The organism is Salegentibacter salinarum, from assembly GCF_900168115.1.
Taxonomy (GTDB): domain Bacteria; phylum Bacteroidota; class Bacteroidia; order Flavobacteriales; family Flavobacteriaceae; genus Salegentibacter; species Salegentibacter salinarum.
In genome coordinates this window covers 40,003-66,922 of sequence record NZ_FUZC01000013.1, presented here as the reverse complement: position 1 = coordinate 66,922, position 26,920 = coordinate 40,003, and the positions used below count along the sequence as shown (strand labels likewise).

General features: G+C 36.8%; 28 protein-coding genes. 10 read left to right on the top strand and 18 right to left on the bottom strand.

Annotated elements, in window-relative coordinates:
- Window positions 1-132: 132 nt before the first annotated feature.
- Window positions 133-1,329 carry a hypothetical protein gene (locus B5X53_RS14800; RefSeq protein ID WP_079714011.1) on the top strand — a complete coding sequence of 399 codons (1,197 nt, stop codon included), beginning with the start codon at window positions 133-135 and terminating at the stop codon, window positions 1,327-1,329.
- 28 nt (window positions 1,330-1,357) lie between these two features.
- Here the strand turns inward: B5X53_RS14800 and B5X53_RS14795 are convergent, their stop codons facing one another.
- Window positions 1,358-2,332, bottom strand: coding sequence for a D-alanine--D-alanine ligase (locus B5X53_RS14795; RefSeq protein WP_079714010.1), 975 nt, complete (start codon window positions 2,330-2,332; stop codon window positions 1,358-1,360).
- A 178-nt stretch (window positions 2,333-2,510) separates the two neighbouring features.
- Here B5X53_RS14795 and B5X53_RS14790 point away from each other — a divergent pair, with 178 nt between their 5' ends.
- The 3 genes from B5X53_RS14790 (at window position 2,511) to B5X53_RS19495 (ending at window position 4,383) form a co-directional block, all read left to right on the top strand.
- Window positions 2,511-3,128, top strand: a complete 618-nt coding sequence (locus tag B5X53_RS14790; RefSeq protein WP_079714009.1) for a PASTA domain-containing protein — start codon at window positions 2,511-2,513, stop codon at window positions 3,126-3,128.
- Window positions 3,128-4,174 carry an RluA family pseudouridine synthase gene (locus tag B5X53_RS14785; RefSeq protein WP_079714008.1) on the top strand — a complete coding sequence of 349 codons (1,047 nt, stop codon included), beginning with the start codon at window positions 3,128-3,130 and terminating at the stop codon, window positions 4,172-4,174. Before B5X53_RS14790 ends, B5X53_RS14785 begins: the two co-directional genes overlap by 1 nt.
- Window positions 4,175-4,260: 86 nt before the next feature.
- A complete protein-coding gene (locus B5X53_RS19495; RefSeq protein WP_262507296.1) occupies window positions 4,261-4,383 on the top strand; it encodes a hypothetical protein in 123 nt (40 codons plus the stop codon).
- Window positions 4,384-4,859: 476 nt separating this feature from the next.
- Here the strand turns inward: B5X53_RS19495 and B5X53_RS14780 are convergent, their stop codons facing one another.
- From B5X53_RS14780 to B5X53_RS19380, 6 genes are all read right to left on the bottom strand, one after another.
- Window positions 4,860-5,588 carry an SDR family oxidoreductase gene (locus B5X53_RS14780; protein WP_079714007.1) on the bottom strand — a complete coding sequence of 243 codons (729 nt, stop codon included), beginning with the start codon at window positions 5,586-5,588 and terminating at the stop codon, window positions 4,860-4,862.
- A gap of 217 nt (window positions 5,589-5,805) precedes the next feature.
- On the bottom strand, window positions 5,806-6,054 hold the full coding sequence (locus B5X53_RS14775) for a hypothetical protein (RefSeq protein WP_079714006.1): 249 nt from the start codon (window positions 6,052-6,054) through the stop codon (window positions 5,806-5,808).
- Between the two features lie 93 nt (window positions 6,055-6,147).
- Entirely contained in the window at window positions 6,148-6,444 is a 297-nt protein-coding gene (locus B5X53_RS14770; protein ID WP_079714005.1) for a TIGR03643 family protein, read from the bottom strand.
- A 256-nt stretch (window positions 6,445-6,700) separates the two neighbouring features.
- The gene (locus B5X53_RS14765) at window positions 6,701-7,432 is read right to left on the bottom strand and encodes an HNH endonuclease (protein ID WP_232764075.1); all 732 of its coding nucleotides are present in this window, start codon (window positions 7,430-7,432) and stop codon (window positions 6,701-6,703) included.
- Window positions 7,433-7,685: 253 nt separating this feature from the next.
- Window positions 7,686-10,829, bottom strand: coding sequence for a DUF3427 domain-containing protein (locus tag B5X53_RS14760; protein ID WP_079714003.1), 3,144 nt, complete (start codon window positions 10,827-10,829; stop codon window positions 7,686-7,688).
- 221 nt (window positions 10,830-11,050) lie between these two features.
- Window positions 11,051-11,212, bottom strand: a complete 162-nt coding sequence (locus B5X53_RS19380; protein WP_232764074.1) for an NUDIX domain-containing protein — start codon at window positions 11,210-11,212, stop codon at window positions 11,051-11,053.
- A gap of 253 nt (window positions 11,213-11,465) precedes the next feature.
- Between B5X53_RS19380 and B5X53_RS14750 the strand changes: the two genes are divergently transcribed.
- From B5X53_RS14750 to B5X53_RS14735, 4 genes are all read left to right on the top strand, one after another.
- Window positions 11,466-11,957 (top strand): CIA30 family protein, encoded by a 492-nt coding sequence (locus tag B5X53_RS14750; RefSeq protein WP_232764072.1) that lies wholly within the window; start codon window positions 11,466-11,468, stop codon window positions 11,955-11,957.
- Window positions 11,958-12,100: 143 nt separating this feature from the next.
- Window positions 12,101-12,862, top strand: a complete 762-nt coding sequence (yaaA, locus tag B5X53_RS14745; RefSeq protein ID WP_079714001.1) for a peroxide stress protein YaaA — start codon at window positions 12,101-12,103, stop codon at window positions 12,860-12,862.
- Between the two features lie 581 nt (window positions 12,863-13,443).
- Window positions 13,444-14,352, top strand: coding sequence for a L,D-transpeptidase (locus B5X53_RS14740; protein ID WP_101023032.1), 909 nt, complete (start codon window positions 13,444-13,446; stop codon window positions 14,350-14,352).
- A gap of 40 nt (window positions 14,353-14,392) precedes the next feature.
- Window positions 14,393-15,154 (top strand): hypothetical protein, encoded by a 762-nt coding sequence (locus tag B5X53_RS14735; protein ID WP_079713999.1) that lies wholly within the window; start codon window positions 14,393-14,395, stop codon window positions 15,152-15,154.
- Window positions 15,155-15,503: 349 nt separating this feature from the next.
- Here B5X53_RS14735 and B5X53_RS14730 read toward each other — a convergent pair whose 3' ends face one another.
- The 9 genes from B5X53_RS14730 to B5X53_RS14695 all read right to left on the bottom strand — a co-directional run bounded on the left by B5X53_RS14730 (window position 15,504) and on the right by B5X53_RS14695 (window position 23,261).
- Window positions 15,504-16,781, bottom strand: a complete 1,278-nt coding sequence (locus B5X53_RS14730) for a hypothetical protein (RefSeq protein ID WP_079713998.1) — start codon at window positions 16,779-16,781, stop codon at window positions 15,504-15,506.
- Between the two features lie 63 nt (window positions 16,782-16,844).
- The gene (locus B5X53_RS14725) at window positions 16,845-17,237 is read right to left on the bottom strand and encodes a hypothetical protein (RefSeq protein WP_079713997.1); all 393 of its coding nucleotides are present in this window, start codon (window positions 17,235-17,237) and stop codon (window positions 16,845-16,847) included.
- Between the two features lie 153 nt (window positions 17,238-17,390).
- The gene (locus tag B5X53_RS14720; RefSeq protein WP_079713996.1) at window positions 17,391-18,401 is read right to left on the bottom strand and encodes a TlpA disulfide reductase family protein; all 1,011 of its coding nucleotides are present in this window, start codon (window positions 18,399-18,401) and stop codon (window positions 17,391-17,393) included.
- Window positions 18,402-19,114: 713 nt separating this feature from the next.
- Window positions 19,115-19,507, bottom strand: coding sequence for a hypothetical protein (locus B5X53_RS14715; RefSeq protein WP_079713995.1), 393 nt, complete (start codon window positions 19,505-19,507; stop codon window positions 19,115-19,117).
- 79 nt (window positions 19,508-19,586) lie between these two features.
- Window positions 19,587-19,727 (bottom strand): hypothetical protein, encoded by a 141-nt coding sequence (locus tag B5X53_RS19060; RefSeq protein WP_157822082.1) that lies wholly within the window; start codon window positions 19,725-19,727, stop codon window positions 19,587-19,589.
- A 78-nt stretch (window positions 19,728-19,805) separates the two neighbouring features.
- Entirely contained in the window at window positions 19,806-20,342 is a 537-nt protein-coding gene (locus B5X53_RS14710; protein ID WP_079713994.1) for a 2'-5' RNA ligase family protein, read from the bottom strand.
- Window positions 20,343-20,362: 20 nt separating this feature from the next.
- The gene (locus tag B5X53_RS14705) at window positions 20,363-20,740 is read right to left on the bottom strand and encodes a hypothetical protein (RefSeq protein WP_079713993.1); all 378 of its coding nucleotides are present in this window, start codon (window positions 20,738-20,740) and stop codon (window positions 20,363-20,365) included.
- A 3-nt stretch (window positions 20,741-20,743) separates the two neighbouring features.
- Complete coding sequence (lysA, locus tag B5X53_RS14700) at window positions 20,744-21,976, bottom strand: diaminopimelate decarboxylase (protein ID WP_079713992.1); 1,233 nt, start codon at window positions 21,974-21,976, stop codon at window positions 20,744-20,746.
- Between the two features lie 112 nt (window positions 21,977-22,088).
- Complete coding sequence (locus B5X53_RS14695; protein WP_079713991.1) at window positions 22,089-23,261, bottom strand: MFS transporter; 1,173 nt, start codon at window positions 23,259-23,261, stop codon at window positions 22,089-22,091.
- A gap of 267 nt (window positions 23,262-23,528) precedes the next feature.
- Here B5X53_RS14695 and sucC point away from each other — a divergent pair, with 267 nt between their 5' ends.
- Window positions 23,529-24,722 (top strand): ADP-forming succinate--CoA ligase subunit beta, encoded by a 1,194-nt coding sequence (sucC, locus tag B5X53_RS14690; protein WP_079713990.1) that lies wholly within the window; start codon window positions 23,529-23,531, stop codon window positions 24,720-24,722.
- A 422-nt stretch (window positions 24,723-25,144) separates the two neighbouring features.
- Complete coding sequence (locus tag B5X53_RS14685; RefSeq protein WP_079713989.1) at window positions 25,145-25,477, top strand: hypothetical protein; 333 nt, start codon at window positions 25,145-25,147, stop codon at window positions 25,475-25,477.
- A 78-nt stretch (window positions 25,478-25,555) separates the two neighbouring features.
- Here the strand turns inward: B5X53_RS14685 and B5X53_RS14680 are convergent, their stop codons facing one another.
- Both B5X53_RS14680 and B5X53_RS14675 read right to left on the bottom strand, forming a co-directional pair.
- Window positions 25,556-26,368, bottom strand: coding sequence for an MBL fold metallo-hydrolase (locus tag B5X53_RS14680; RefSeq protein ID WP_079713988.1), 813 nt, complete (start codon window positions 26,366-26,368; stop codon window positions 25,556-25,558).
- Window positions 26,369-26,430: 62 nt separating this feature from the next.
- Window positions 26,431-26,889 (bottom strand): GNAT family N-acetyltransferase, encoded by a 459-nt coding sequence (locus B5X53_RS14675; RefSeq protein ID WP_079714058.1) that lies wholly within the window; start codon window positions 26,887-26,889, stop codon window positions 26,431-26,433.
- Window positions 26,890-26,920: the final 31 nt, after the last annotated feature.

Sequence of the window (26,920 nt, the reverse complement as noted above, 5' to 3'; positions counted from 1 at the left end):
AACCTATCAAACTTCCCAGTAAATATAAGCCTTTAGCTGTGCAAAGAAAAATTTTAAAAACGGCTTAAAAATTTAGCTGGAAAAATATCAAAAATTTCCTGGAAATTATATTTTTGCGCATTAACATTATATATGAAAAATAGACTGTTTGTTTTGTTATTTTTTTTAGTTATCTCTTTAATTTCAGCGCAAAATAAAGATAATATTGAAAATGAAATATTGAGTTATACCAATTCTCAAACTCAAATAATATCAAAAGGGAGACTGCTTTTGGCTGATAGTTTTTTAGAAGGCGATTTGCAAAAGGTAGATGAAGTTAGAAATTATTTGCTCAAAGAAGTTGATTCTGAAAATTATATCGCGCTGCTGCCGGGCGAGCAGTGGTTAATTTCTTACTGGACCGGTGAATTTTATGATGTAATAGATTCGGTAAACTATTACTATACCAAAGGAAGTACCAATTATGAGGATAAAATCTTTCCGACGGAAGACCGTCTTTATTATAAACTGGTAGAGAAGTCCTGGAACGAACTGGAAAAACTGGAAGAGAAAATATTGACTTCCGGTTTAAATGAAGAAGAAAAGGATTTTTTATTACTTCATTTAAATTATATGATCTCGGGGCAACCTTTAAACACCCTTACCCAGGATGAAATAAATAAGATGGCCGATTTGTTCCTGGAGAAACATCCTACTGGGAAACTTACTGACTTAGTTAAAAGTAACATTCGGTTTAGATTTGAGGCTTCCAATTGGGGGTTTGCATTTGATTTTTTTATGGGCTACGCAGTTCAAAATGGAGCGCTTTCCTCTCAATTCAGTAATGGCTTTGCATTAGGACACGGTTTTGACGTTGAGTATAAAAAGTTTAGCCTCTACTTAAGAAACTATATAGGTTTTACAAAAACCCTGGAGGAAATGGAAGTAGAAGCTGTAGGCTGGCAAAAGGATATGCGTCTTATTCAATATTTGCCTGAAGCATCTATAGGTTACAGTGTGGTAGATAATAATAAGTTGAAATTAAGTCCTTTTGCCGGTATTGGGGGTGTAGCATTTAGCCCAACTGAAAGTGATATTAATAATCGCCCCGAACTTGAAGACAGTCAGGTGGGGTTTGTGACTGCTTATACCCTTGGGGCAAATTTAGATTTTAAGTTGGGATGGAACACGGGCGCTATCTTTCCGAATAATAAAACATACTGGTTTTTGCGTTGTCGATATGGCTATACTATGCCGCAAATGGGTAGTTATCCCGGCTATGAAGGAAATATACATTACTTTAACATTGGAATAGGTGGGGTATTCCGCGCGATTAAGCGGGATATTTAATAATCACGATAACTGTAAAAACGGCTTTCTATTTCAAAGCCGTTTCAATCGCACTTCCGTAGAGATCGGTTAAAGTGATGCCGGCGGCTTCAGCCTGTTGCGGTAAAATACTCGCCTGGCTTAAGCCCGGGGTGGTGTTCATTTCAATAAAATGTGGTTCGCCGTTATGGAAAATAAATTCCGAACGGGTAAAGCCGCGCATTTTGAGTTTTTTATAAATCAGTTTAGCGATTTCCTGTACCTGTTTGGTTTTCTTTTCAGAAATATTCGCAGGGGTGATCTCCTGGGATTTTCCTAAATATTTAGCTTCGTAATCAAAGAATTCATTTTCAGAAATAATCTCGGTAACCGGTAAGGCCTTTACTTTTCCTTTATAGGTAATCACGCCAACAGATACCTCGGTGCCGTCCAGGAAAGATTCAATAATTACTTCATCATCTTCTTTAAAAGCGGTTTTTGTAGCAGGAATAAGCTCTTCTTCAGTTTTCACTTTTGTAATTCCAAAACTACTGCCGGCACGATTGGCCTTTACAAAACAAGGTAACCCGACCTTCGCAATAATTTCTTCCGCATTAACTTTATCCTCTTTATTTAGGAAATAATTTACCGCAGTTTTAATTCCGTAAGGTTTTAAAACGCTTATCAGGTCACGTTTATTAAAGGTTAGAGCCGCCTGGTAATAACCACAGGTAGTTTGCGGAATTCCCACCAGTTCCAGGTAAGCCTGTAAAAGCCCGTTCTCGCCCGGAGTACCGTGAATGGTATTGAAAACACAATCGAAAGAAATAGTTTTTCCGGCAATTTTTACCGTAAAATCGTTTTTATTAATCGGGTAGGGAGTATCATCATCGGCTACCACAAACCATTCTTTTTGCAAAATATGCACACGGTACGGTTCATATAAATCACGGTTAAGATGTTTATAAACCATATTTCCGCTATTGATGGAAATCCGGTATTCACTGGAAAAGCCGCCCATGGCAATGGCAATTTTTTTCTTCATTTCTCCGTTATCAGTTATCAGTTATCTGTTTTCGGTTATCAGGTTTTCAGCTATTTGTTCCGGATATAAAGCGCTCGTAGAACTCAAAACCGGGAACCTATAACTGGTAGAACAAATCTACAAACAATCTGCCACCAAAAGCAGGGGTTTTATATCTTTGCTGCTTAGAAACAAATGTATGGGATTCTTTAAATTTATTTTCAGCAAAACATTTTTAATTCAATTAGTGATTGCTGCTATTGTAATTGTGGTACTTGCTTTTTTAGCTTTAAAATGGCTGGATTATTCTACAAACCAGGATCAGCGTATTGCAGTTCCAGACCTCTCTAAACAGTCTTTAGATGTGGTAGATGATCAATTGGCCGAACTCGATTTAAGATTTGAGATCCTGGATTCAGCGAATTTTAATCCCGATTTTCCTCGATATTCAGTAATAGAACAAGTACCGGAACCGGGACAGTTTGTAAAGGAAAACAGAAAGATCTATCTCACATTGAATCCGTCTGGTTACCGAAAAGTAATGATCCCAGATCTGATTAGAAGAACCCGCCGCCAGGCCGAACCAACCTTACGATCTTTAGGTTTTGAAATAGGTGACGTAAGTTATAAACCCGATATTGCCGAAGACGCGGTATTGGAGTTAAGGTATAAAGGTAAAAAACTGGAACCGGGAGATGAGCTGATGAAAACTTCTAAAATTGATCTTGTTTTAGGCGATGGTTCGGGAAAATATAGAATGGAAGGTGAAGAAGAGCAGGACAGTATAATTCCTGAAGAGGAGGAAATAGAATTTTAATGAAGGAAGACGAGCAACACGAAATAGAAGAACAGGACGAAACTTTATACGAACATCATAAATTTGAGGCTGGTCCCGGCCAGAGTCCGTTACGGGTAGATAAATTCTTAATGAATTTTATTGAAAACGCTACGCGTAATAAAATCCAAAAAGCCGCCAAAACTGGTAATATTTATGTTAACGAAGAACAGGTAAAACAAAATTATAAAGTAAAGGCCGGGGATGTGGTGCAGGTAATGTTTGAGCATCCGCCGTATGAGTTTTTGCTTACTCCAGAAAATATTCCGTTAGATATTGTTTATGAAGACGATACTTTGCTAGTGGTGAATAAACCTGCCGGAATGGTAGTGCATCCCGGACACGGAAATTACAGTGGCACCCTGATTAATGCCCTGGTTTATCATTTTGAAAACCTTCCGAATAATTCCAGCGACCGACCGGGGTTAGTGCATAGAATTGACAAAGATACCAGCGGACTATTAGTTGTCGCCAAAACCGAAGAAGCGATGGCGCATCTTTCTAAACAGTTTTTCGACAAAACCAGCGAACGGGAATATGTGGCTTTAGTCTGGGGAAATGTTGAAGACGATGAGGGCAGGGTAGAAGGTAACATTGGCCGACATCCTAAAAACCGCTTACAAAACACGGTTTATGAAGGCGATGAAGCCGAAAAAGGAAAAGCCGCCGTTACTCATTATAAAGTTTTAGAGCGCTTTGGTTATGTAACCCTGGTTTCCTGCAAACTTGAAACCGGTAGAACACACCAGATTCGGGTTCATATGAAGCATATTGGTCATACGTTGTTTAACGACGAGCGTTATGGAGGTGAAAAAATTCTTAAAGGAACCACTTTTAGTAAGTACAAACAATTTGTAGATAATTGTTTTAAGATATTACCCCGCCAGGCACTTCACGCCAAAACGCTTGGATTCATCCACCCAAAAACCGGAGAATCGATGAGTTTCAACACCGAGATCCCCGAAGATATCCAGGCTTGCATCGAGAAATGGCGTAATTACGCCAAAAACCAGAAAGAGGTTTTGTAGGGGATTTTCGTATCTTTAATAGAAAGCTTGGTGAGATGGAAAATATACACTTAAAAAGGTAGCACGAGGAAGCCTATAAAGACCTAATGCAATTTTTGGAAAAATTTAGCAAAAACGAACTGGAAATTATTTCAAAAACCGATTTCAAAAAACAAAAAGCAGAACTTGAAAAGGAGCTGGAAGCAATTAAAAAGGGAATTCTGATTTAATGGATATCGATGAATATGATAGCTATCTGGAAAAAGTAATAAATGAATATGAAGATTAAATTATCTTAAATTCAGAAATAACCTTGAGCGGCAGGTAAGATATATTGCGAAGGATAAACCCGGAGCAGCCAGAAAATTTAAAACCGACTTATTAACTGAAATTCGAAAAATTTCAGCCATCCTTACTCTTTTCGTCAATCAATATATTTTTAAAATGAAACTATCCGGGAAATGATTTTCAAAGGATATGGAATCATTTTCCGGATAGATGCTGAAAAGAAAATAATTGTGATTTTCGCTCTTCTCAAATTCGAAGAATTTTCTTGGTAAATTGTTTTAATAAAGTTCTAAGTAAGAATTTTCAATTATGAGATTGAAATTGTTATAGCAGAAACCCCTCCGGCCTGCGGCCACCTCCCCTTGGAAATCAGGGGAGGAGCTTTTTGGTGGTTTTGAATAAGTCGCAGGTTAGGTTTCTAACTCTTCGCAGTAGGTTTTATAAGCAACTCATTTACATTTACACTATCTGGTTGTGTAGTGGCGTAAAGCACGGCATCAGCTATATTCTTCGGAGCTAATTTAGGCTCGCCGTTGCCATAATCTTTGTCTTCCAGCAATTCCTCGTCCGTGATGTCTTCCCTAAGATCGGTTTCTACAGTTCCCGGTTCAATAGAGGTTACTCTGATATTAAAGTCGGGAGAAAGTTCCATACGCATTGCCCTGGAAAGTTCTATCACCGCAGCTTTAGAAGCACCGTAAACAGCGCCGCCTTCAAAGATCTCTTTTCCGTCTACAGAGGCAATGTTTATAATATGTCCGCTTTTTTGCTTCTTCATCATAGGTAGCGCGGCGTGGATACAGCGCAGTGTCCCCTTAACGTTTACTTCTATAGTTTGCAGCCAGTCTTCTAGCTTTCGGTTTTTAAGATAGGTGAGCGGCATCACTCCGGCAGAATTTACAAGGATATCTATCTGCCCAAATCTATCGTGTATTTTCTCAAAAGCTTCAGTAACACTTTTATCGCTGGTAACGTCCATTTCAACTTCAAAACTATCACTAAGACCTTTTCCTATATCTTTCAACTTATCCAGGCTTCGGCTAGCTAAAGTCACTTTACAGCCTTTTTTAGAAAGTTCTTCGGCAATAGATTTTCCAATTCCGCTACTTGCGCCGGTTACTACGGCTACTTTATCATTTAAATCCATGTTGTTTGTTTAGTGGTTGGTTTGCAAGTTGGGAGTAATTGGAAGTTTAAGGCGTTAAAGAAGTTTGAAATAACAGGAATTTAACGAGTGGGATTTTTTATTAGGGGATTAGGATGAAGAGTTTAGCGTCACCCCGAACTTGTTTCAGCATCTAACATGTCAATAATTTCTCGGTTGTTCTAAAGGTTTACAAAAGATTCTTTTGCGTAAGTTGCTCTCAATTCAACGAACAATTCACATTCGTCATCATCTTCCAGTCGCAGCTAAACTTGGGTAGTTTTTTAGCCGAATTCAGTTTTTTCTTAAACCTTATTTTTATGAATTTCCCGCCGGAAGTCCTGTATTGGTAATTCGCTGAATTAAGCAAACGCCCGTTATAATCTATAATAATTCCTCCGGTATTTTGCCACAGAAAACTGCCGCTAAAGGCTTTTACAAGCTTGGGATGTTTACGGGAACCTTCCATTTTCTGAGTTTTTTGGAAGTATAAGATAAGGAAAAGAAGTGTTAAACTGAAGTTTAGACCAAAATTAATTGATTTCCAGTGCTTTTAAAAAGCTTAATATTTTTTCTTTGAAATTCGATTCCCGGTAATTTGGCGTTGTGCCGAAGACTTAAACCTCGAGATCTCATTATCCCTTAATTTTGCGTGTTTGGTCTTTCTACCCTGAACCCTGGCGCGCCATTTTCTCCAGTTTCTCGGGTGCATTTGCTCCTGCATAAATTTAATCACGTCTTTTTCAGTAAGGCCAAACTGAAACTCAATAGCTTCAAAAGGCGTACGATCTTCCCAGGCCATCGCAATCACCCGGTCTTGCTGGCGCTCATTCAATTCAAATTTTTCAGCGATTTTCATTTTTACTCAATAATCGAGATTTAAAAATTAAACAATTTTTCACTACGAATGACTCGTGAGCCTGCTGCGAGATAGTTGACTCCAAATTTATAAAAATACAGGATTTTAGCCGTTAAACATTGGTGAAGGTTTTTGTGAATTAGAAAGATTATTTGGGCCTATAAGGTCGGGCTTTCCGCTGCAATTTTTTTGCTCGTACCTCGCAAAAAGGATTTCCACTGCAATCCCTAACGCGAGGGTTTTTATTTATGATATTTTACAGCATAAAGACTTCCTTGTTATGCCATTTTAGAGCTTCTTGAGATGGAAACCATTCTTCTTTTTCGGGTAATAAAATCTGCTTACCATCAAATGCTGAGAGTGGAAAACTAGAGTTTTCTTCTTTTATTGTTGGAGAAATTCTAACTAAGAAATCTGAATTAATTGTTATTAAACCTCGATCAAAAGCACGGTGAAGCGTTGGTGATAAAGCTATACCATTTGTTACAGTATCGTCATTTGAAATACTGAAGGGATAAATATGGCAGGCATCTACCATTTGGATATTATGAGCTGAATTTATTTTTAAACCTGAAATACAACAAGTGTAATCGTAAATTTTAGGAACTGTTCTTTTAAATAAACCTCCACGGACAAATATTTCTTCTTCGAACTCATTTTCTTCTAAAGTTTCTTTTAACTGCTGAATGTGATTCTGATAAAGTTCACTGGGCTCATTTAGAATTTCATTTTCAATTTTATCTTCTTCGTAATAACTATCTGGTCTTAAATAATTAACCTTGAAATCTGGGAAATAAGATTCGATTAAAAGCTGTTCAAACCATAACTGATTTTCGGGCTGCTGAAGTAATAAAAATAACTCCTTGTCAATTTCAGCAAAGGCAATAGATTCATTTAAATTATTAAAGCTTTTTATACTTTTAGAACGGGTTGTTTCTATTCTTTTTCCAGGTTTTGCTACTAAATACCAGAAGGGTTCTGATCTCATATGAAAACACGGTAGTGCAAAATTTCGAGAATGATCGGTGTGTACCAATTGCTCCCAATTTTGCTTAAATGCCAGAAGAATTTCTGATGTAATGAAAATTCGATTTGAGATTATTTTTCCTTTAGCAATTAATTGAATTATGGAAAGTAGAAGTATAGGTTTATGAGGAGCCCTGCCAAGTTTTTTATTAAAACCCCGGTTAAGTTTCTTGAAATAGTTCGAATATTTAAAGATTAACTCTTCTAACATATTTTTAACCAACAGCTAATTTCTGACTTTCCTTTAAAATATAAGACGGCATTTCTTCGTGCAATCTCCATTCAACGTTCATTGGTTTAGCTCCTTTCGATTTCACGAAATCGGCTTCGCCTAAAAAGGTGTAAGACATTGTAAAACCGTATTCATCTACATTTTGCTCTCTAACAAACAAGAGTATTTTTTTATCTTTTTCGCGATGTTTAATATAGGACTCACCTTTTGGAGAATCTGGCGCAGTACTGTTTTGGGATTGCCAGTGAAAAAGTTTTTTATTTAATGCATAATCTTCATACATAGTAGTAGGGGAATATTCTTTTTCAGTTTTCTTAAGGGTTACAAAGAGTGCTTCAATATTCAATTCCTTGTTTTGAGCTACACCTTCACGATTTGATGATTTTTTCTGAAAGGTACTCAATCCTAAAGAAGCTAAAATTTCTTCCCGATTATATCTACTGTGTAGTTTTAATGCGAATGGAAATTTTAAATCAATATTTTTTTCTACAAATTCTATTTTTTCAATTAAATGCTCAAGATATTCTTTTAACTCCTGCAGCATAATTTTATTCTTTTTTAAAATTTCAATACTGATTGTAAGATCTGTGAATTTTAATTTTGTTCCACTTTCTTGCCATAGATCGTAATGAAACATAAGAAGAAACATTTCCTGCTCTTTTGAGAGCAGTCTTAAGTTTAAATCATCCCTGATTAATTCTTGAATAAATCTAAAGTAACTTAAAGAATTACAATTTATCAATTTTCTTTGCATACACGCAGTAAACTCTTTTTCCTGTGGCTCTTTAAAATCAGGAATTACCCCGGCGTCTGAACATAAACGTTTCCAGCTTCCTTTCCTGTAAATTTGACGAATATCTAAGTGATGAAATTCCAGGAAGTTATTTAAAGTAAGCGGTAGCGTAGAATGATGTTTAAATGCTTTTATTTTCTGAAGAAGTTGAGGTCTTCTAAATTCCGTTGCTTCACGAATATTTTTTAGAATTACTTCTTTTGCCTTTTTCTCCAGAACGATAGAACATCCAAGCGGTAAATGTGGAAACTCGTCTTCAATTTCCTTGGTTATTGAGGTGTGAGTTTTTCCAACCAAAGCTCGGAATTTATGCTCAAAATCGTATTCCGGCCTTGCATTTCCAACGAAATCGAGAACTGTTAAGCAGTCTTTGTTTTTAGCAAGTCGAAGTCCACGACCTAATTGCTGTAGAAATACGGTTAAACTTTCAGTAGGCCTCAGAAAGAGAACTGTGTCAATATTAGGAATATCAACTCCCTCGTTAAAAATATCAACCACAAATAGATAATTTATCTCCTTTCGAAGTAGTTTATTCCGAATTACATCTCTTGAACTACTATTACCACTAACCAAATAATCCGCTTTAAGATTGGCGAGTGTAAATTTTTCTGCCATAAATTTTGCGTGTTCCTGGCTTACGCAAAATCCCAAAGCTTGCACATCATTTATATCGGTTAAATATTCTTCGCAGTTTTTAATAATATCAGCAACTCGGTGGTCATCTTCGGTGTATAATTTAGTGAGTTCTCTAATTTCATACTTGCCGTTCCATTTTACATTACTTAAATCAACTGTATCAGAAAGAGCAAAGTATTGAAAAGGGCTAAGCAGCTTTCTATTTAATGCTTCAGGTAATCTTATTTCGGCTGCTATTTTATTATGAAAATCGTCTGCAATATCTCCACCATCCATTCTCTCGGGAGTTGCGGTAAGTCCTAGTAAGATTTCAGGTTTAAAACGATGAAGTATTGGACGGTAGCTGTTTGCTTTTATATGATGAACTTCATCTACAATTATATAATCAAAAAAACCTTCAGCTAAATCAAGGTTTTCCAAACGGCTATGTAATGTCTGGACCGAAGCAAAAAGGTGGTTATAACGTTCGGGCTCATAACCATCTACCCATAATTCTCCGAAATTGGCATCTTTTAGCACGTGTTGAAAAGTTGCTTGGGCTTGTTGAAGAATTTCTTTTCGGTGTGCTACAAATAAGAAATTTGCATTTGGTTCTTTGTCTTTAAACCTTTTAAAATCGAAGGCAGAAATCACAGTTTTTCCGGTTCCTGTAGCCGCGACTAATAAGTTCCTATTTCTATTATGAATTTCTCTTTCTGCCTGTAATTTTGATAAAATTTCTTTCTGATATGGATAAGGCTTAAGATCAAAGAAAGTGCTAATTTGATTTGTGTTATAGGTGTTTTCTCTGTTGAGAGCCTTACTTAATTTTGTACGATCAGTTTGATATTTGTAGTTTTCAAACTCTGGATCTTCCCAATATGTTTCAAAGGTTTTTTGAAATTTATCGATGATATGTCCAATTTCCTGAGTGGTAACTTTAAGGTTCCATTCTAAACCATTGGTAAGTGCAGAACGTGAAAGGTTAGAAGACCCGATATAACCGGTATGAAAACCCGAATTTCGCAAAAATAAATATGCTTTGGCGTGCAACCTTTCATGCTCTGAATTATAAGAAACCTTTATTTCAGTATTTGGTAAGGAAGAGAGATATTCTACGGCTTTTACATCTGTAGCTCCCATATATGAAGTTGTAATAATTTTTAGTTTTTTACCACTTCTTGTAAATTCTTCAAGTTCCTTTTTAAATATTCTTATACCTGAAAATTTAATGAAAGAGACCAGCCAGCAAATTTCGTCAGCAGAAAGAATTTCCTTTTTAATTTCACTCTCCAAAGAAATTCCAACATTATTTCCTGTAAAAAGTTCACTTTGGCTTAACCGGGTGTAAGGTGTAATTTCTTTCAACCTCGCTTCCAGATTGGAATAGGGAAAATCTAGTTTTAAAAATACAGCTTGTAAAATCCTCCCTTCATTTTCAATTAAATTATCTGAAAATTCAACATTTTTGAACTCTTCAACTAGTAAGCTAATAATTTTGTTGGATAGTTCAATCTGTTTTAGAGGGCGGTCTTTGTCTTTGATTTCATTTAGTGCAAACTTGATGGTTTCAGCCAAATAAATGCTTAAGTACTGAGCAGCTTCTTCTTTATCTAAAGCTGATTCACTGACGTGGAACTTTTGTAAATCAACATCCTCAAGTTTATTGGACACTAATTTGGTGATTAATTGTTCGTAAAGACCGGTTTCAAAACTCATTTATAATTTTTACAATAATAATTTACAATAGGGATATCTGCCTCTGCCCAATCTAAAGATTTCAAATTTTGAATATCTAACCATTCTACTCGTGAATGCTCAAGTAGCAAAAAATTGAAAGTTTGTAATGAGCAGCGAAAAGGTATCAATTGGATTTCTTTTGATCCTGAATAGGTATGTTCCTTGGTAGGTAATTGCTCCAGAATTTTAATTTTAACTCCCTATTCTTCTCTAATTTCTCTTATTAAGCATTCTTCAAAAGTCTCTTCTTTTACTTTTCCGCCAGGAAACTCCCATTTGGAGGGTAACTCCATTTTGCTGCTCCTTTGTGCGCATAAAACTTTGCCATTATGTTCAATAATAGCACAAGAAACCTTTATCATAAAGAGTATGATTTAATGGAATAGTTTCATTGTGAGAAAAGATATTTTTCAGAATAAAATTTAAGATTGCTAAATTTAACATTTAATTCAGAAACCAAAAAAGGTTTTCCTTAATGCTACAAATTTTTATCAACTATAAAATTTTCGTTTAATCAATCCCTATTTTAAGTAGGGCTCGGTTATCAATAAAAAATCATAGCTTGAAACAAAAATGCTACAGCAACAATTCTTCTTGTTTTTAATAACCTTGACAATGAGTAAATTACTTCTTTTTGATTTTAGCGCTATTACCGATTGGTCTGCCTGGGAAGTAGAGAACGACGTGGTGATGGGTGGTAATTCCAGCAGTAAGCTGGAACGTAGTGACGAGGGGAATGCTATTTTTAGAGGTTCGGTTTCCTTAGAGAATAACGGCGGCTTCGCTTCGGTGCAGTATCATTTTCCCTCTAAAAACATCAAAGGCTATAAAAAAGCGCTTATTTTATTAAAAGGGGACGGTAAGTCTTATCAATTCAGGATGAAATCTAATTTAAAAGATAGAGCTTCTTATATCTATACTTTTAAAACTACCGGGGACTGGCAAACAGTTGAGGTCCCGCTACTGAAAATGAAACCGGTATTTCGCGGCAACAAATTAGATCTTCCCAACTTTCCTGCAGAGACAACTCAGGAAATTCGATTTTTAATTGGTAATGAAAAAGCAGAAGATTTCAGGCTGGAAATCGATAAGATAGAACTGGAATAAGTATTTTACAGCAGAACATGATTTTCGAAATATCTTGTTTTTCAATGATAATAACTCTTAACTATCTTTCCATAAAATCTAATAATTCGCAGTTTTCCTAATTGTATTGCTTTCACTTATCTTTGAAATAAAACTACCTACATATGAAAATTGTTGTTTCCCCGGCCAAAAGCCTGGATTACGAATCTAAGTTACCTACCACCCGCGGCACACAACCCGCTTTTCTGGAAACCACTGCGAAACTCAATCGCAAAATGTCCAGGATGACCAAAAATGAAATTTCCGAATTAATGAGCATCAGCGATAAGCTGGCCGATCTTAATTATATCCGCTACCAGGAATTTGAGGAAGAACACAACAAAAAGAATTCCCGCCCGGCGATGTACGCTTTTGCCGGCGATGTTTATACAGGGCTGGATGCCTATACAATTCCCACCGAAAAGCTGGACCGCCTCCAGGATAGTCTTCGAATCCTTTCCGGACTCTATGGCGTATTAAAACCATTGGACCTGATGCAGCCTTATCGCTTAGAGATGGGAACTTCGGTAGGGATAGAGCGTAAGAAAAGCCTTTATGAAGTTTGGCAACCCAAAGTCACCAAACTGCTTAACGAGGAAATGGAAAAAGGCGAACTCTTTATCAACCTGGCCAGCAACGAATATTTTAAAGCGGTAGACACAAAAAAGTTAAATGCTGAAGTGATCTCACCCGTTTTCAAAGATTTCAAGAACGGAAAATTAAAGATCATTAGTTTCTTCGCCAAAAAGGCCCGCGGTGCTATGGTGCGTTATATTATAGACAAAGACATTAATACCCTGGAAGAGCTTAAAGGTTTCGATTATATGGATTACCGATTTAGCGAAGAACATACCGAGAAAGCGAACGAACCGGTTTTTATTAGATAGTTCTCTTCAGTTGGCAGTAAGCAGTCTCAGTTTGCAGTTCCCTCCAACCTCATCGCGAGCGAAGAATGAGCGCGGCGATCTTTCGTAGAGGATCGGGAAGTGCAATGCAGTTGCCTCGATACAGCGTTATTTGCGTTCCCGCTCAAATACCGCCACTCGAACTGACGACCAAACGGAATATAAATAAACAAGAGAAAAGAGTCAGAAAATAAGACTCTGAAATATGCCCAAACCTGCAACAACAAACCATAAACACTAAACACCATTGCCAAACCCGCACCCGGCTCAACTGGGAACCGACAACTGAGACCACACACCTGAGAACAGTGAAGAAATTATTTGTGTATAGGTGGGGGAAACAATAAACCCGCAACCCGAATAACAAAACACATAACACAAACTCCAAACAACAAACAGCCAACCAATAACCCAAAACTCACAAGCGAGAACACTACAACTTTTACCAATCCCACAACAAATTATTAACGCTTCCTTGGCAGCTGAAAAAAGATTAGCGATCTAATTTCGTATTCGTATAGGAAAGTTTTATTTCCCTCACACACAACCTAAATCTGCCAATTTTGAAACAACAATACACTACATTATTCCTGCTTTTTTCTGGAGTTATTCTTTTAATTTTTACTGCCTGTAATAATAATGCGCAGGAACCTAAGAAAGAAGTTCAACCGAGGCAATTAGATACTATTTCCATGGAGCCACCGGTTTTTAAAACTTCGTACCGGTTGGATTCTATTCAGAGTATAGAGCATTTGGATAGTCTTTTTAATGATTTTTCAGAAGAAGAAGCAAAACTGGTTTTTACACTTAACCGAATTGACGAACACCGCGTTAAACCCGGGACCAAACTTATAATTCCTGATTCTTTGGTGAACGATTTACAAGCGTATGCTCCATTTCCGAAGCTATTGGAACCCCTGGATTCCATAGATAAAACCGTGATAATTTCGAAAAGAATTCAGGCTTTTGCGCTTTATGAAAATGGAAATTTAATGCATTGGGGGCCGGTGAGTACCGGGAAACAAAGCACTGGCACACCTTCGGGTTTATACTACGGCAATTATAAGGCGAAACGAAAAATAAGTACCATAGACCAATCCTGGATTATGCCTTATTATTTCAATTTTATGAATTTTGAAGGAATTGGTACGCACGAATATACATTGCCGGGCTATCCAGCCAGTCACGGTTGCGTTAGGATGTACCAGGAAGATGCGAAAACGATTTACGATTGGGCGAATATGTGGCAACTGGAAAGTGATGTAATTGTACAAAACGGAACCCCGTTTATGGTGATTGGCGAATATGATTTTAAAGATATTCAGCCCTGGTTTAAACTCGCGGAAAACCAGAGAAGCAATGAGTTAAGTAAGTCAGAGAGGGATACGCTTAGAGTTTATGCCCAGCGATATAAAAACGATCCTTTAAACTTTAAATTCGAAGATTTAAGCGATCAGGAAATTGTGCTTTAGATGCCTGCATATTTTGTATTTTAGTAAGAAATTCGGTTTTATGAAATTCAGATTTTCGATTCTAAGCTTATTTTGTGCATTTTTATTTTGCTTCGGGAGCCTTGCAGCCCAAGAAACATCGGTTATGGTCCGAGCTTTGGCAAAAGACGCAAAATTTATAGGAAGCTCTATTGGCGGTGCTAAAGTTATTATTAGAAATGCTGAAACGGGAGAAATCCTGGACCTGGGTTTAACTTCCGGAAGTACGGGAGATACCAAATTAATTCTGCAAACTCCAAAAGAGCGCTACGATAAACTCACCGATAAAAACACAGCTGGATTTGAAGCTAAATTAAATATTGAAGAACCTACTTTTATAAACGTGGAAGCCCACGCACCAATCAATAAAAAACAGGCAAAAGTAGTTTCAAGCACGCAACTTTGGGTGATTCCCGGAAAAGATATCACCGGCGACGGGGTAGTGCTGGAAGTACCCGGATTTGTAGTAGATATCTTATCGCCACAAACGCACGAACGCATTAATGCTTCTGATGAACTTAGTCTAAAAGCCAATATTATTATGATGTGCGGGTGTCCCGTAACCGAAGGCGGCGTCTGGGATGCCAATCAGTATGAAGTAAAGGCAATAATAAGTGCTGAAGATAAGGAAAGTCGGGAAATTACTTTAAACTCCACCGATAAACCCAGTACCTTTGCTGCAAATACAAGTTTAGAAAAAGGTTACTATACTATCACGATTTACGCTTTTGACCCTGTAACGGGAAATACGGGCGTAGATAAAACGAATATTATTATTAATTAGGTTTTCGGTTCTCGATTGTAGGTTGTCAGTTTACAGCCTCTCTTGCATTTGTCATCGCGAGTCTCCCGTCACTTTAGAGTTTCCGAAGGGAGGAGGAGGTATCGAGAAGTGCTAGGCAGGTAGAACTTCTTAGGGTTCTCGATACAGCGTTATTTTAGCTCTCGCTCCAATTTCACCACTCGAACTGTCGCCCAGAGATTGTGCAAGCAGAAATATTAGTGGATTCGTGGCGAAACAATAACCCGAAACAATAACCCAAACACAGATTGCCACGTCCTGCTCTCGCAGTCTTCGCAATGACGGAAACGACAAACTCAAAACTCCAAACAATAAACTGTAAACTGAAACCCTAGCTTCCGCATTCAAAGCATTTGATTAAATCCGGACTTATTTTTGCGTCTTCAGAGCCTTTTAGAGGTTTGTCCAGCAATTCTTTTTCTGAGATATTTCGGTGGAATTCTTTGGCGTATGCTTCTAAATTTTCCCGTCGGGATTTTATCTTTTCAGCAATCTCTTTTCCGTCTAATTCGTAGATTTCCCTGGGCCAAACTTTAAAGGAATCGGATATCGCTTCATCGGTCATTAATTCCTGTAAATTTTTTGCTTCCGAAATAAAGATTTCTTTAGGGGTATCAGTTAGAAAATAAACATCGTTAGGGTATACCAATCCCGGCATATAATCTATTTCCTGTTCAAAAGGCCTTACTTTAGGTTCAATATACTTATTTGAAATTATTCCGGGAATAATGCCTTCTAAATTGAAAAAAGCATTGTCTCTATCACCGGCAACGGGAATGGCTCTAAAGGTATCATCTTCCTCCTGAATTGCCCAGCCCCATTGCTTGGCGTGCCTGTCCCAATCGCCAATTAGCAAATCGAATAAGCGGGCTCTTACCAAAGCATTTTTGTTAACTGAAACTTTTTCAGGATGTTTATCTTTTAATTCCTGCAGGTGTTTGGTGTCAAGAATTTCATCTACATTTTCATAATCTGTCCAATTCTCTTTCCCTTCGGTTTCATATTCCAGCAGGAAGAGTCGGTTGCCGTATTTCTCGTTGTATTTTTTACCTAAAAAATCCTGTTTTGGAACAAAAACCACTGTGGGATGCGTGTGCAAAACATTAGCTTTTTCTGAAAGTTTAGCGGTAAGAATGGCGCCGTATGGGTGCGAAGCCGAAATTGCATCTATCACAATATTTTCAAGCCCCAGGCTACGTGCAAATTCAGGAACGTGGGTAGATGGATCTTTGTTTACACTGCGTAAGGAATACAAATAACCTTCTTTATCTTTTAAACGAAGCGAATGGGTTTGGGTGCCTCCACCTTCTTTTACGATCTCCATCCCGCCGTAAAGTGTATCGAGAAAAAGTACCGGAACTTTTACCGGGGTGGCCCAGGCTTCACGATAATTTTCTCCCTGCATAATATTTTTAAGTGGATAGGTTTCATACAAACTGCTGGCAGCCACGAGAACTGAATCGTGCTCCCGAAAATCTATGTTTTCAATATCTTTAAATTCTTTTATCGTTATGGTTTCAAATTCCTTTTCTGTCCCAGAAACCGAAAAATAGATGAGTCCGATAAAACCAATAAGAAAAATTAAAATTAGCCAAGGCAGTTTATTCATTTTCTGTAATTTTCTAGCGATTTAAAAATACAGAATTATCAATAAAAGTTCGAAAAAAAGCACTTATACATGCTGAGGTTGTAGTTGTATTTCATCTAAAAGATCGGTAAGCTGATTAAGGGATTGGGAAGCGACCAAACCTTTATGAATTCTAATATTTTTACCTTCTGATTCCAGGACAAAACTATTTCTATTTTTCCTAATAGCAGTAACTTGCCTGAGATCTATACTTTTGGGAAAGAGTGAATTTTTGGTAAGAATATTATGATCTATGTGCAGGTAGTGATATTTCTTTTCGTAATACCAGGTACCAATTTCTAAAAAGCCCAGGATTACCCAGGGGTATATAAAAATAGGTTCGGAATCAATGATAAACGCGAAACTGCCAATAATTACTGATACGATGCCGTACAGCAATTTATACTTTAGCCTTTTCTGTGGATAATATATGATCATAACTTAAACTTTAAAGTAATATTTGAATATATACTATATCAAGTTCGATGCCTGTTAAGGGGCTAAGCGAAATAATGAAGTAAATTCAAATAAATTAAGATTAAGTTATTGAAAGATTATGGGTGCAATTTTAATGAAATTAAGAAAAAAATATCAATTTTTCAATAATTCTTTAATATTTTCTTTTAACTCATCATCGCTTAAGTTACGGCCTACCACGCGTCCTTCTTTATTTATAAGATAATTGGAAGGAGTTCGTTTTATCCCATAATTGCTAAAAACCTGACCTTCCCAACCCTCCAAACCGCTGAGGTGCTGCCATTTTAAATTGTCTTTTTCTATAGATTTAATCCAGTCAGTTTTTGAAGTATCGCGGGAAATAGCTACAATTTCAAGTCCCTCTGATTTATATTTTCGGTATAATTTTTTTAGCTCGCGGTTTTGCATTTTGCTGGGTTCGCAGGTAGAAGCCCAGAATTGGAGCAGGGTGATTTTTCCGGTTAAAGCTGAAAATTTTTGCTTTTTTCCATTTCTATCAGGTAATTCAAAGTCAGCATACTTTTCACCAAGTTGCGGGATATTATCGTTATTCAAAATGCTAAGTATTCGCTTTCCAAGAGCGCTATCCTGAATTTCTTCAGGAAACATTTTAAAATAATGGCCAGTAGTTTCCTGGCCCCATTTTCCCGAAACTTCATAAAGCATTCGGACACTAATCAGGGCGTTAGGATTATTTTTTATAAATTCTTCCTGGCGTTTTCTAAGTTCGGCTTTACTAATTTTATCAAAGTCTTCGTAAACCGCTTTTACTGTTTCCACTAACAGTTGTGAAATGGAACCGGTTATTTCAGCTTCTTCAAAATCTTTGTTACTTGCATCAAACTGCATAGGTTTATTTTGAAGCCAAAGTTCTACGAATTTAGACCGGTCTTTAGTATGCAGCATCACCCACATCCTGGGTTCAGGAAGTTTAGTGTCAAACTTAAACCGGTTATTTTTTACTTCTGCGGAATCCAATGTACCTCCATTTACGAGGTCTTGAAAATAAAGCCAATTCCCATCTTTTATATCACTTGTTGTTCCTGTTAAAGAAAATGAGGATTCCTGCGCTTGAAGCGTGGGAAAAATGAACAAGAGAAGGAAAAAAGTTAAGAATAATCGCATAAGTATCTCGTAATTACAATTAATTAAGATCAAGATAGCGATTAAAAGTTAAAAAGCAGGGAGATAGGTAAGGTCTTACAGCTAAACGATTCTTTAATAAAATATATAAACTGATTTAGCTTAATAAGAGTCTATTTTCCATTTCCAATAACGGAAGCGTCCCGTGAGTAGAAAGGGAATACCAGCCCCGATTAAAATTCCGGCAAAGAAATCAATATTATTTTCTTCGAAATAATAACTTATAACCAGACCACTATTATGAGAAGCAGACCAAAAAACCTTGCTTTACTCATATAATTATAATGCCGCTATGGCCGATTTCAGAGCGAAATCCAGAAAAATTACCAACATTAAAGCTGTAAAAATAATTCCTATTAATTTTAAAATATTAAGCTGATCTTTCTTCATGGTGAAATAATTTTTTAAGTCTCAATAAAGTCTTTAAAGAATGTTTTTTGGGGAAAAAATCCTGAATTTAGGAAACGCCAGACCTTTGAGAAATCGATGTTTTTGCAACCGATTTTTATAAAACTAACGGTAAATATAAGAAATTTTTAGTCTTTTAGCCAAATTTATATTTAATCCAGAGTGTTTTAATTGGTTTTTGATTAAAAAATTATTTTTATTTTGAGTTTAGGTAGAGATTTTTTTATAGAAGAAAGAATTTTCCTGAAGGCCCAGGAAAATATGTTATTGAAGTATAAACGCAATAATTATGCTTGTTGGGATTTCAGTTCTATTTGGTTTATAAAATCGGTGAGTTTGTATAAAGATTCATCCTCCATTAAATCTTTGTCGATTTTAATTTTAGTAGTATTGGTTTCCAGAGTAAAACTATTTTTATATTTCCAAATAGCTTTAAGTTCACTAAACTTTATACTGCTTGGTGACAGGGCGTTTTTAGTTAAGGATTCTTCATCTATATACAGATATTGATACTTTCTCTGATAAAACCAGGTGCCAATTTGTAGTAGACCAAATAAAATCCAGATAGAATAGATTCCAGTTGAAGTGTCCAGGATAAGAATTGAAATACCAAAAACCAATATTGCTAATCCGGAAATTAGTTGATATTTGAGTCTTTTCTTTTTATAATAAATAATCACGGTTTAGGGTATTAAATTAAAATATATAAAGGTTTTTTATACCGCTGAAACTACCAGAAATGAAACAAGAAATAAAACCTTACATTGGGTTATTCCACCCGTCTAAAGCTGCTTCTATGGTAAAATCCAGGAAGTAGATCGCAATAATTATCAGCGCTATTATTCCCAGTATTTCCAGAAAAGTAAAATTATACTTTCTGGTGGATTCTTGCTTTTTCATAAATAGTTTTCGTAATAAGGGGTTAAATATATTAAAATGTTACAGAAAACTCTAAAAAAACTCTGATTTCAATTACAGTTATTCAAATTTAAACTCACAATGCATATGCCACTGCTTTCCATCATGTTTTAGCAGTGCCAAGGATTTTGCAGTAAAAGAAGCCTGGAATTCCCGTTCTTTAAAGTTGGCCCAGGCATTTGGAAATTGTTTGTAATGAAGATCTCGTGAGGCGAGCGTAATATGCGGATGAATTTTTGAAAATTTCTCGTGCTTTTTAAAGTTGAAATTTTTATTTAGAACTTGCTGTAAATTGGCATGAAGCTTAATAATCTCTTTGTGCTGCTGAATATTGATAAAGATTACTTTTTGAGAAAACCTGCCGAAATCTGTTAAACTAATTTTAAAAGCCTTCTGGTTTTCAGTAAAATATATAAGCAGCTCACCAAGTTTTTCTTCTTCTGATTCAGGAATTTTAAAGGGGATTTGAAGGGTTATATGTGCCGGTAGTTTCAGCGCATGTTTTGCTTCATATTTTTCCGCAATTTCCTCTTTTAACGACTTAACCCGTTTACAAATATTTTCCGGAGGAATTATAGCGAGAAAATATAAAGGCATTTCAGATCAAATTTTCGAGATTAATTTACTTCCCTTTCCTGTATAAAAACAGTTTTCTTATTAAAATAATAGATCAATAAGCCAAAAGTGAATAAGAGTAGATTTTGCACAAGGCTGTCTACCATAAAATTTAGATCGTCTCCCGTTGCCATTTTTATGAGCTTTCCTATAATTGAAAGTCCGGGGCCTACCATCATGATAATTGCCCAAAAGTGGATGGCCATTTTTGCAAGTCTGTGTTTGTTAAATAGTAAATACAGCAACGCTAATTCTATTACTACGGCAATTAATCCCAGGTAATTACCAGAAATAACCATATAGGTATTCCAAATAAGAATGAGGAAAATATAAATTATGAGCAGCCTGTAAAACCATCTGTTTTTAAAAACTGTTTCCATAAATTATTTAGAACTTTTTGCAGTTTTTGGTGTAAAATCTATAACTTTTTGATGTCTTAGCAAATCCTCAAAAGTTTCGCGTTCCCTTATTAAATGTCCTTTACCCTTGTACCATAAAACTTCTGCCGGGCGGTAGCGTGAATTAAAATTACTGGCCATAGAGAAAGAATAGGCCCCGGCGTTGCTAAAAGCAAGGATGTCACCTTCGGTGATTTCAGCAATTCGGCGGTTATTGGCAAAAGTATCGGTTTCACAAATATATCCTACCACCGAGTAAAACCTGAATTTCCCCTCTGGATTGGAGACATTTTTAATATCGTGATGAGACCCGTAAAACATTGGTCGAATTAAATGATTAAACCCGGTGTCAACTCCAGCGAAGACCGTAGAAGTGGTTTGTTTAATCACGTTGACTTTAGCGAGGAATCTTCCGGCTTCGCTCACTAAAAATTTTCCTGGTTCAAAAACTAAAGTAAGTTCGCGCCCATATTCTTTACAGAAATTTTTAAATCGCTCGGTTAATTTTTCTCCCAGTTCTTCAATATCGGTTTCAATGTCATTTTCACGGTATGGTACTTTAAATCCGCTTCCAAAATCAAGAAATTGAAGATTTTTAAAGTTTTTAGCCGAATCGAATAGAATTTCTGAAGCACGCAGGAAAACTTCAATATCAAGAATATCGCTTCCGGTATGCATATGGATCCCGTTTATATTCATCCCCGTATTTTCAACAATGCGCAGCAAAAGCGGCATTTGATGAATAGAAATCCCGAATTTAGAATCTACGTGTCCAACAGAAATTTTAGAGTTTCCGCCGGCCAAAATATGCGGATTAATACGAATACAAACCGGAACATCGGGATGCTTGGCACCAAATTGTTCCAGAATAGAAAGGTTATCTATATTAATTTGAACTCCCAACCGCACCACCTGTTCAATTTCCTCTAAGGAAACTCCATTTGGTGTATAAATAATATCTTTTGGTGCAACCCCGGCTTCCAGCGCAAGCTTAACTTCCTGTACAGAAACCGTGTCCATCCCGCTGCCCAGGGAATTTAAATATTTCAGGATAGAAATATTAGAAAGCGCTTTTACCGCATAATGAATACGTAAATCTTTAATTTCAGAAAACGCATTTTTAAGTCGGTTAAACTGGAAAGCAATTTTTTCGGCATCATATACATATACTGGGCTTCCAAATTCTTTAGCAACGGCGAGCAGATCTTGATTGGTCATAACAATTGAAAAATTTAAGTGGCAAAAAACAGGAGAAAATTCAACTCCCACAAGTGCAAGTCTCAAAAATAACGAATTTCCCGAAATTGTTAATATTTAGAGAGAAGATACTTTAACTCGCTGTTGCAACAGCACTTTCCTTTCTTTTTCGAATAAGAATAATCGCGAGTGCGATAAACACACCTAACCCGGCCATTACAGCGCCAACCAGGGATGCAGAGGTGAAGCCATAACCAAAAGCAATTGGCAAACCGGCAAAATAGGCCCCGGAAGCATTTCCCATATTAAATGCGCTCTGGTTCATAGAAGAGCCCAAACTCTCTGAGCCTTTTGCTGAATTGATCATCACCATTTGAATAGGCGTGGAGAGGCAAAAAGCAATAGTAGCGATAAGAAATGTCATTACCAGAATAGCGATTTGGTTTTCGGCTACGTAGGCGTTGGTAATTAAGGCAAACACCATTAAAACCATACTCATGATCACCGCATAAATAGGAGAAAATTTTTCGGCGAGTTTAGCACCAATTAAATTTCCTATGACCATTCCAACTCCGGCAAGAATCATAACGTAGCTTACAAAACCTTCGGGGTGTCCCGCTACATCGGTAACTAAAGGCGCGATATAACTATACCAGGCAAAAAAGCCACCGGTTCCAATTGTAGTAAGTAAAACCACCATCCAGAGTTCACCGCGTTTCAGCACATTTAAATCTTTTCTAATTCCTTCTGAAGAAGATTTTGGAAGTACGGGCATCCAAAATTTTACACTGGCAATTGCCAGTAAACCCACAATTCCCACCAACATAAAAGAAACATTCCAGCTATAATTGTGGCCCAAAAAAGTTCCCAGCGGAACGCCAAATACGTTGGCCAGCGTTAGGCCGGTAAACATAATGGCAATAGCTTGTGCCGATTTCCCGGGTTTGGCCAGCTGGCCCGCAACCACCGCGCCAATTCCGAAAAATGCCCCGTGTGGTAAACCCGATAAAAAGCGGGAAACCAGTAACAACTCGTAAGAATTTGCAAAAGCTGAAAGGGAATTAAAAACTGTAAACCAAACCATAAGAAGGAGTAGCGTTTTATGCGCCGGCCATTTTCCGCCAAAAGCAGTAAGTAAAGGCGCCCCCACCACAACTCCCAAAGCATAGGCAGAAATAAAGTGCCCGGCCTGTGGAATGCTAATATCTAAAGCCGAAGCTACATCGGGAAGAATTCCCATAATCACGAATTCGGTCAATCCAATGCCAAATCCGCCAATAGCCAGTGCCACAAGTGCTTTATTCATTTTTAGGTTAATTTTTAAGCAAAGGGCAAAATTAAAAGGGATTAACTTAATAATGCATAATTTCCTCAAAAATTTACGATAAGCTTATAGTAGCGAAATCGCAGTAATAACGGGGATTTTAAAAATCTGTAATCCTTAAGGAAATGCTAAATTTTCTTCTGGCTTTAGATTATGGCAGGGCTGGGGATATCCTAAAAAAGATTGGTACAATAGCTATACATTTGTTACTTTTGCTAACCGTAATTAATACTGAAGAAATAGCTGATTATGAACATACACGAATATCAAGGAAAAGAAATTTTAAGCAGTTTTGGCGTACGCATTCAGCGTGGTTTAGTTGCACATAATGCAAAAGAGGCCGTAGACGCCGCCAAAGAACTAACAGAACAAACCGGTACCGGATGGCACGTTATTAAGGCCCAGGTACACGCCGGTGGACGTGGAAAAGGTGGTGGTGTAAAACTGGCCAAGAACCTTAAAGAGGTAGAAGAAATAGCAGGAAACATTATTGGAATGAACCTGGTAACTCCGCAAACTTCGGCTGAAGGTAAAAAAGTACACCAGGTGTTGATAGCTGAGGATGTATACTATCCCGGAGACAATGAGCCCGAAGAATATTATATGTCTGTTTTACTTAACCGTGCAACCGGTCGTAATATGATTATGTATTCTACTGAAGGTGGTGTTGATATTGAAACTGTTGCTGAAGAAACTCCGCATTTAATTTTTACTGAAGAGGTAGATCCTGCAACAGGACTTATGCCTTTCCAGGCTAGAAGAATAGCTTTCAACCTTAAGCTAAGCGGAGCTGCTTTTAAAGAAATGACAAAATTTGTAATGTCTCTTTACAAAGCTTTTGAAAAATCTGATTCTTCTCTTTTCGAAATCAACCCGGTTTTAAAAACCAGCGATGATAAAATTCTTGCAGTAGATGCAAAAGTAACCCTTGATGATAATGCGCTTTTCCGTCATAAAGACTATGCTGAAATGCGTGATATTCGTGAAGAAAATCAAACTGAAGTTGAAGCTAAAGAAGTTGGACTTAACTATGTGGACCTTGACGGGAACGTTGGTTGTATGGTTAATGGTGCCGGCCTGGCTATGGCAACAATGGATCTGATTAAACAAGCAGGTGGCGAGCCGGCTAACTTCCTTGATGTTGGTGGTACCGCCGATGCCAAGCGAGTTGAAGAAGCTTTCCGTTTGATTTTAAAAGATGATAAAGTAGAAGCAATTTTGGTAAATATTTTTGGAGGAATTGTTCGTTGTGACCGTGTGGCACAGGGAATTGTAGATGCTTACAAAAACCTAGGAGATACTATAGACGTGCCAATTATTGTACGTTTACAAGGGACCAATGCAGATATTGCCAAGAAATTAATTGACGATAGCGGATTCAAGATCCACTCTGCAGTACAGTTCCAGGAAGCTGCTGATAAAGTACAGGAAGTACTTAAATAATATATTAACGGGAATTTATTCCTGTTTAATTAAAACTGTCTAAAGTTTAATTTTATTGCTATTAGATCCTGGAACAAGTTCAGGATATTGATGGTAAATAAGAGAATTTTAGACAGTTTTTTTATGCCTTAACGTTTCGTTGGTTAAATGATATAGGTTTAATTTCCGTGGAAACTGAAATTGTATACAGCTTAAGCGTCATTCTGTCCCGAGGCCCCGAATATTTTAGAATCTAACTGGCTAAACTTGTTAGACCCACACAATTCCGAAACTGCAAGACAGGGTGACCGTTATGACAGAACCGGTTCATCACCGGTCTTTTATTGTTATATAAGTTAAAATTTACTGAAATTAATATAATCCTGTAACATTTAAATGATTAGACCGGTCTTTATGATGTATAACCTTTAAATTTTATTATTATGAAGATTTTAAAATTAGTAGTATTTGCGTTAGCTATTAGCGCCGGAAGTTTACTTCACGCAGCCCCGGGAAATTCTCCTGAAACTTCAGCTTCCTTTAAAAAGGAAATCCATGATTTATTAAAGAATATCGAACTTGATATTGAAGAAGAAGTAGTGGCAAATTTGGTAGTGAGTTTTAACGAAAACAATGAAATGCAGGTGCTTTACGTGGGGACAACCCATACACCGGCTGGAAAGTTGATTAAACAACATCTAAATCATAAAAAGATTAAAACAGTTTTAGATCCTTCTATCAAAAAATATAAGTTACCTATAAGATTAAAACCTTAAGTATTTTTTCAATCAAAGAATGTAAAAAACAAAAAACCCGGCTCATCACCGGGTTTTATTTTTATAAAAAAATTGAATTTATTCTTCCTCTCTATCAGGATACCATTCCAGCATTTCGACTTCAATATCTTTATTGCCTTCGTTTACCAGTTCTTTAAATTTTTCTACATCGGCAAAACCATCTTCCCCTCTAAAATGATAAGGAATCACTTTTTTAGGTGCAAATGCTAAAACGCCATCGGCAGCATCTTCGGCTGTCATCGTGTAAGGCAGGTTCATTGGGATTAAGGCAATCTCAATATTTTCCAATTCCTTCATTTCAGGAATATTTTCCGTATCACCCGCGATATAAAGTCGTTGTCCGTTTCTTTCTACTACATAACCATTTCCACGACCTTTAGGATGATAAGCTTCAGGATCTTCCGGAAGATTATACATTGGGATAGCTTCAATATAAAACTCGAGTACACGGGTTGTAGCGCCATTTTCTAAAACCCTAACTTTATCTTTCATTTCTTCAGGCATTTCATCTCTTACGGCTTGCGGAACTATAATATGTGTTCCATTAAGACTCAAGGACTCCAGGGTTTCTATGCTCATATGATCTCCGTGAATATCGGTAATTAAGATGAAATCTGGTTTCTCAATTCCTTCAAAAGCCTCGGCGCCTCCAACAGGATCTAAGTAGAAAGTGGCATCACTCCAAGTTACTGCCGCAGTAGCGTGAGAGATGGGTTGAATATCTATCGAAGCCGAATCAGCTTCCAATACGTTGTTTTCCTCCCCGTACGGATTTTCATTTATTTGATCTTCAGATTCAGTGTTTTTTCCTTCATTCTTACAGCCGGAAAATAGAATTCCCACTGCGAGTAAAGTGAATAAATATTTCATAGTTGATTATTTTGCATTAAAATTAATTAACCTGCACTAGAATAGCCTCGTTTTTTAAATTTTTATGCCAAATCCAGTCGCATTTTTATATCTCCACGGCTATAGGGGTTATTTTCTCCAATAGGAATTTCTTTAAAACCATATTTTTTATAGATATAAATGGCATTTTCAAGTTTTCGGTTAGAAAAAATAATTAAATGATCCCAGCCTTGGTCTTTAGCAAATTCCAGGCTATGTTCCATTAATTTTTGACCAATTTTTTTTCCCTGGTATTCCGGGCTTACCGACATTTTAGTCAACTCAAAGACCCCATCCTCAATTTTCATTAAAGCCACGCATCCAATTATTTTTTTATCATCTTTCACGAAAAATATATTACCGCCGGTTTCAATAATATATTTTTCAGGCCTACCCAGCACTTCTTCATCGTGGGGCTCTACCCAAAAATACTTTTCTAGCCAGGCGAGGTTTAAATTTTTAAAATCTTCGGCGTAGGCTGATTTAAAAGAGATAATTTCCATTTTTATAAAGCTAAATTTTCGGCTAAAATAG

Coding starts and splice junctions, on each gene's coding strand:
- B5X53_RS14800 (WP_079714011.1), top strand. CDS start 133: ATGAAAAATAGACTGTTTGTTTTGTTATTTTTTTTAGTTATCTCTTTA.
- B5X53_RS14795 (WP_079714010.1), bottom strand. CDS start 2,332: ATGAAGAAAAAAATTGCCATTGCCATGGGCGGCTTTTCCAGTGAATAC.
- B5X53_RS14790 (WP_079714009.1), top strand. CDS start 2,511: ATGGGATTCTTTAAATTTATTTTCAGCAAAACATTTTTAATTCAATTA.
- B5X53_RS14785 (WP_079714008.1), top strand. CDS start 3,128: ATGAAGGAAGACGAGCAACACGAAATAGAAGAACAGGACGAAACTTTA.
- B5X53_RS19495 (WP_262507296.1), top strand. CDS start 4,261: ATGCAATTTTTGGAAAAATTTAGCAAAAACGAACTGGAAATTATTTCA.
- B5X53_RS14780 (WP_079714007.1), bottom strand. CDS start 5,588: ATGGATTTAAATGATAAAGTAGCCGTAGTAACCGGCGCAAGTAGCGGA.
- B5X53_RS14775 (WP_079714006.1), bottom strand. CDS start 6,054: ATGGAAGGTTCCCGTAAACATCCCAAGCTTGTAAAAGCCTTTAGCGGC.
- B5X53_RS14770 (WP_079714005.1), bottom strand. CDS start 6,444: ATGAAAATCGCTGAAAAATTTGAATTGAATGAGCGCCAGCAAGACCGG.
- B5X53_RS14765 (WP_232764075.1), bottom strand. CDS start 7,432: ATGAGATCAGAACCCTTCTGGTATTTAGTAGCAAAACCTGGAAAAAGA.
- B5X53_RS14760 (WP_079714003.1), bottom strand. CDS start 10,829: ATGAGTTTTGAAACCGGTCTTTACGAACAATTAATCACCAAATTAGTG.
- B5X53_RS19380 (WP_232764074.1), bottom strand. CDS start 11,212: ATGATAAAGGTTTCTTGTGCTATTATTGAACATAATGGCAAAGTTTTA.
- B5X53_RS14750 (WP_232764072.1), top strand. CDS start 11,466: ATGAGTAAATTACTTCTTTTTGATTTTAGCGCTATTACCGATTGGTCT.
- yaaA (WP_079714001.1), top strand. CDS start 12,101: ATGAAAATTGTTGTTTCCCCGGCCAAAAGCCTGGATTACGAATCTAAG.
- B5X53_RS14735 (WP_079713999.1), top strand. CDS start 14,393: ATGAAATTCAGATTTTCGATTCTAAGCTTATTTTGTGCATTTTTATTT.
- B5X53_RS14730 (WP_079713998.1), bottom strand. CDS start 16,781: ATGAATAAACTGCCTTGGCTAATTTTAATTTTTCTTATTGGTTTTATC.
- B5X53_RS14725 (WP_079713997.1), bottom strand. CDS start 17,237: ATGATCATATATTATCCACAGAAAAGGCTAAAGTATAAATTGCTGTAC.
- B5X53_RS14720 (WP_079713996.1), bottom strand. CDS start 18,401: ATGCGATTATTCTTAACTTTTTTCCTTCTCTTGTTCATTTTTCCCACG.
- B5X53_RS19060 (WP_157822082.1), bottom strand. CDS start 19,727: ATGAAAAAGCAAGAATCCACCAGAAAGTATAATTTTACTTTTCTGGAA.
- B5X53_RS14710 (WP_079713994.1), bottom strand. CDS start 20,342: ATGCCTTTATATTTTCTCGCTATAATTCCTCCGGAAAATATTTGTAAA.
- B5X53_RS14705 (WP_079713993.1), bottom strand. CDS start 20,740: ATGGAAACAGTTTTTAAAAACAGATGGTTTTACAGGCTGCTCATAATT.
- lysA (WP_079713992.1), bottom strand. CDS start 21,976: ATGACCAATCAAGATCTGCTCGCCGTTGCTAAAGAATTTGGAAGCCCA.
- B5X53_RS14695 (WP_079713991.1), bottom strand. CDS start 23,261: ATGAATAAAGCACTTGTGGCACTGGCTATTGGCGGATTTGGCATTGGA.
- sucC (WP_079713990.1), top strand. CDS start 23,529: ATGAACATACACGAATATCAAGGAAAAGAAATTTTAAGCAGTTTTGGC.
- B5X53_RS14685 (WP_079713989.1), top strand. CDS start 25,145: ATGAAGATTTTAAAATTAGTAGTATTTGCGTTAGCTATTAGCGCCGGA.
- B5X53_RS14680 (WP_079713988.1), bottom strand. CDS start 26,368: ATGAAATATTTATTCACTTTACTCGCAGTGGGAATTCTATTTTCCGGC.
- B5X53_RS14675 (WP_079714058.1), bottom strand. CDS start 26,889: ATGGAAATTATCTCTTTTAAATCAGCCTACGCCGAAGATTTTAAAAAT.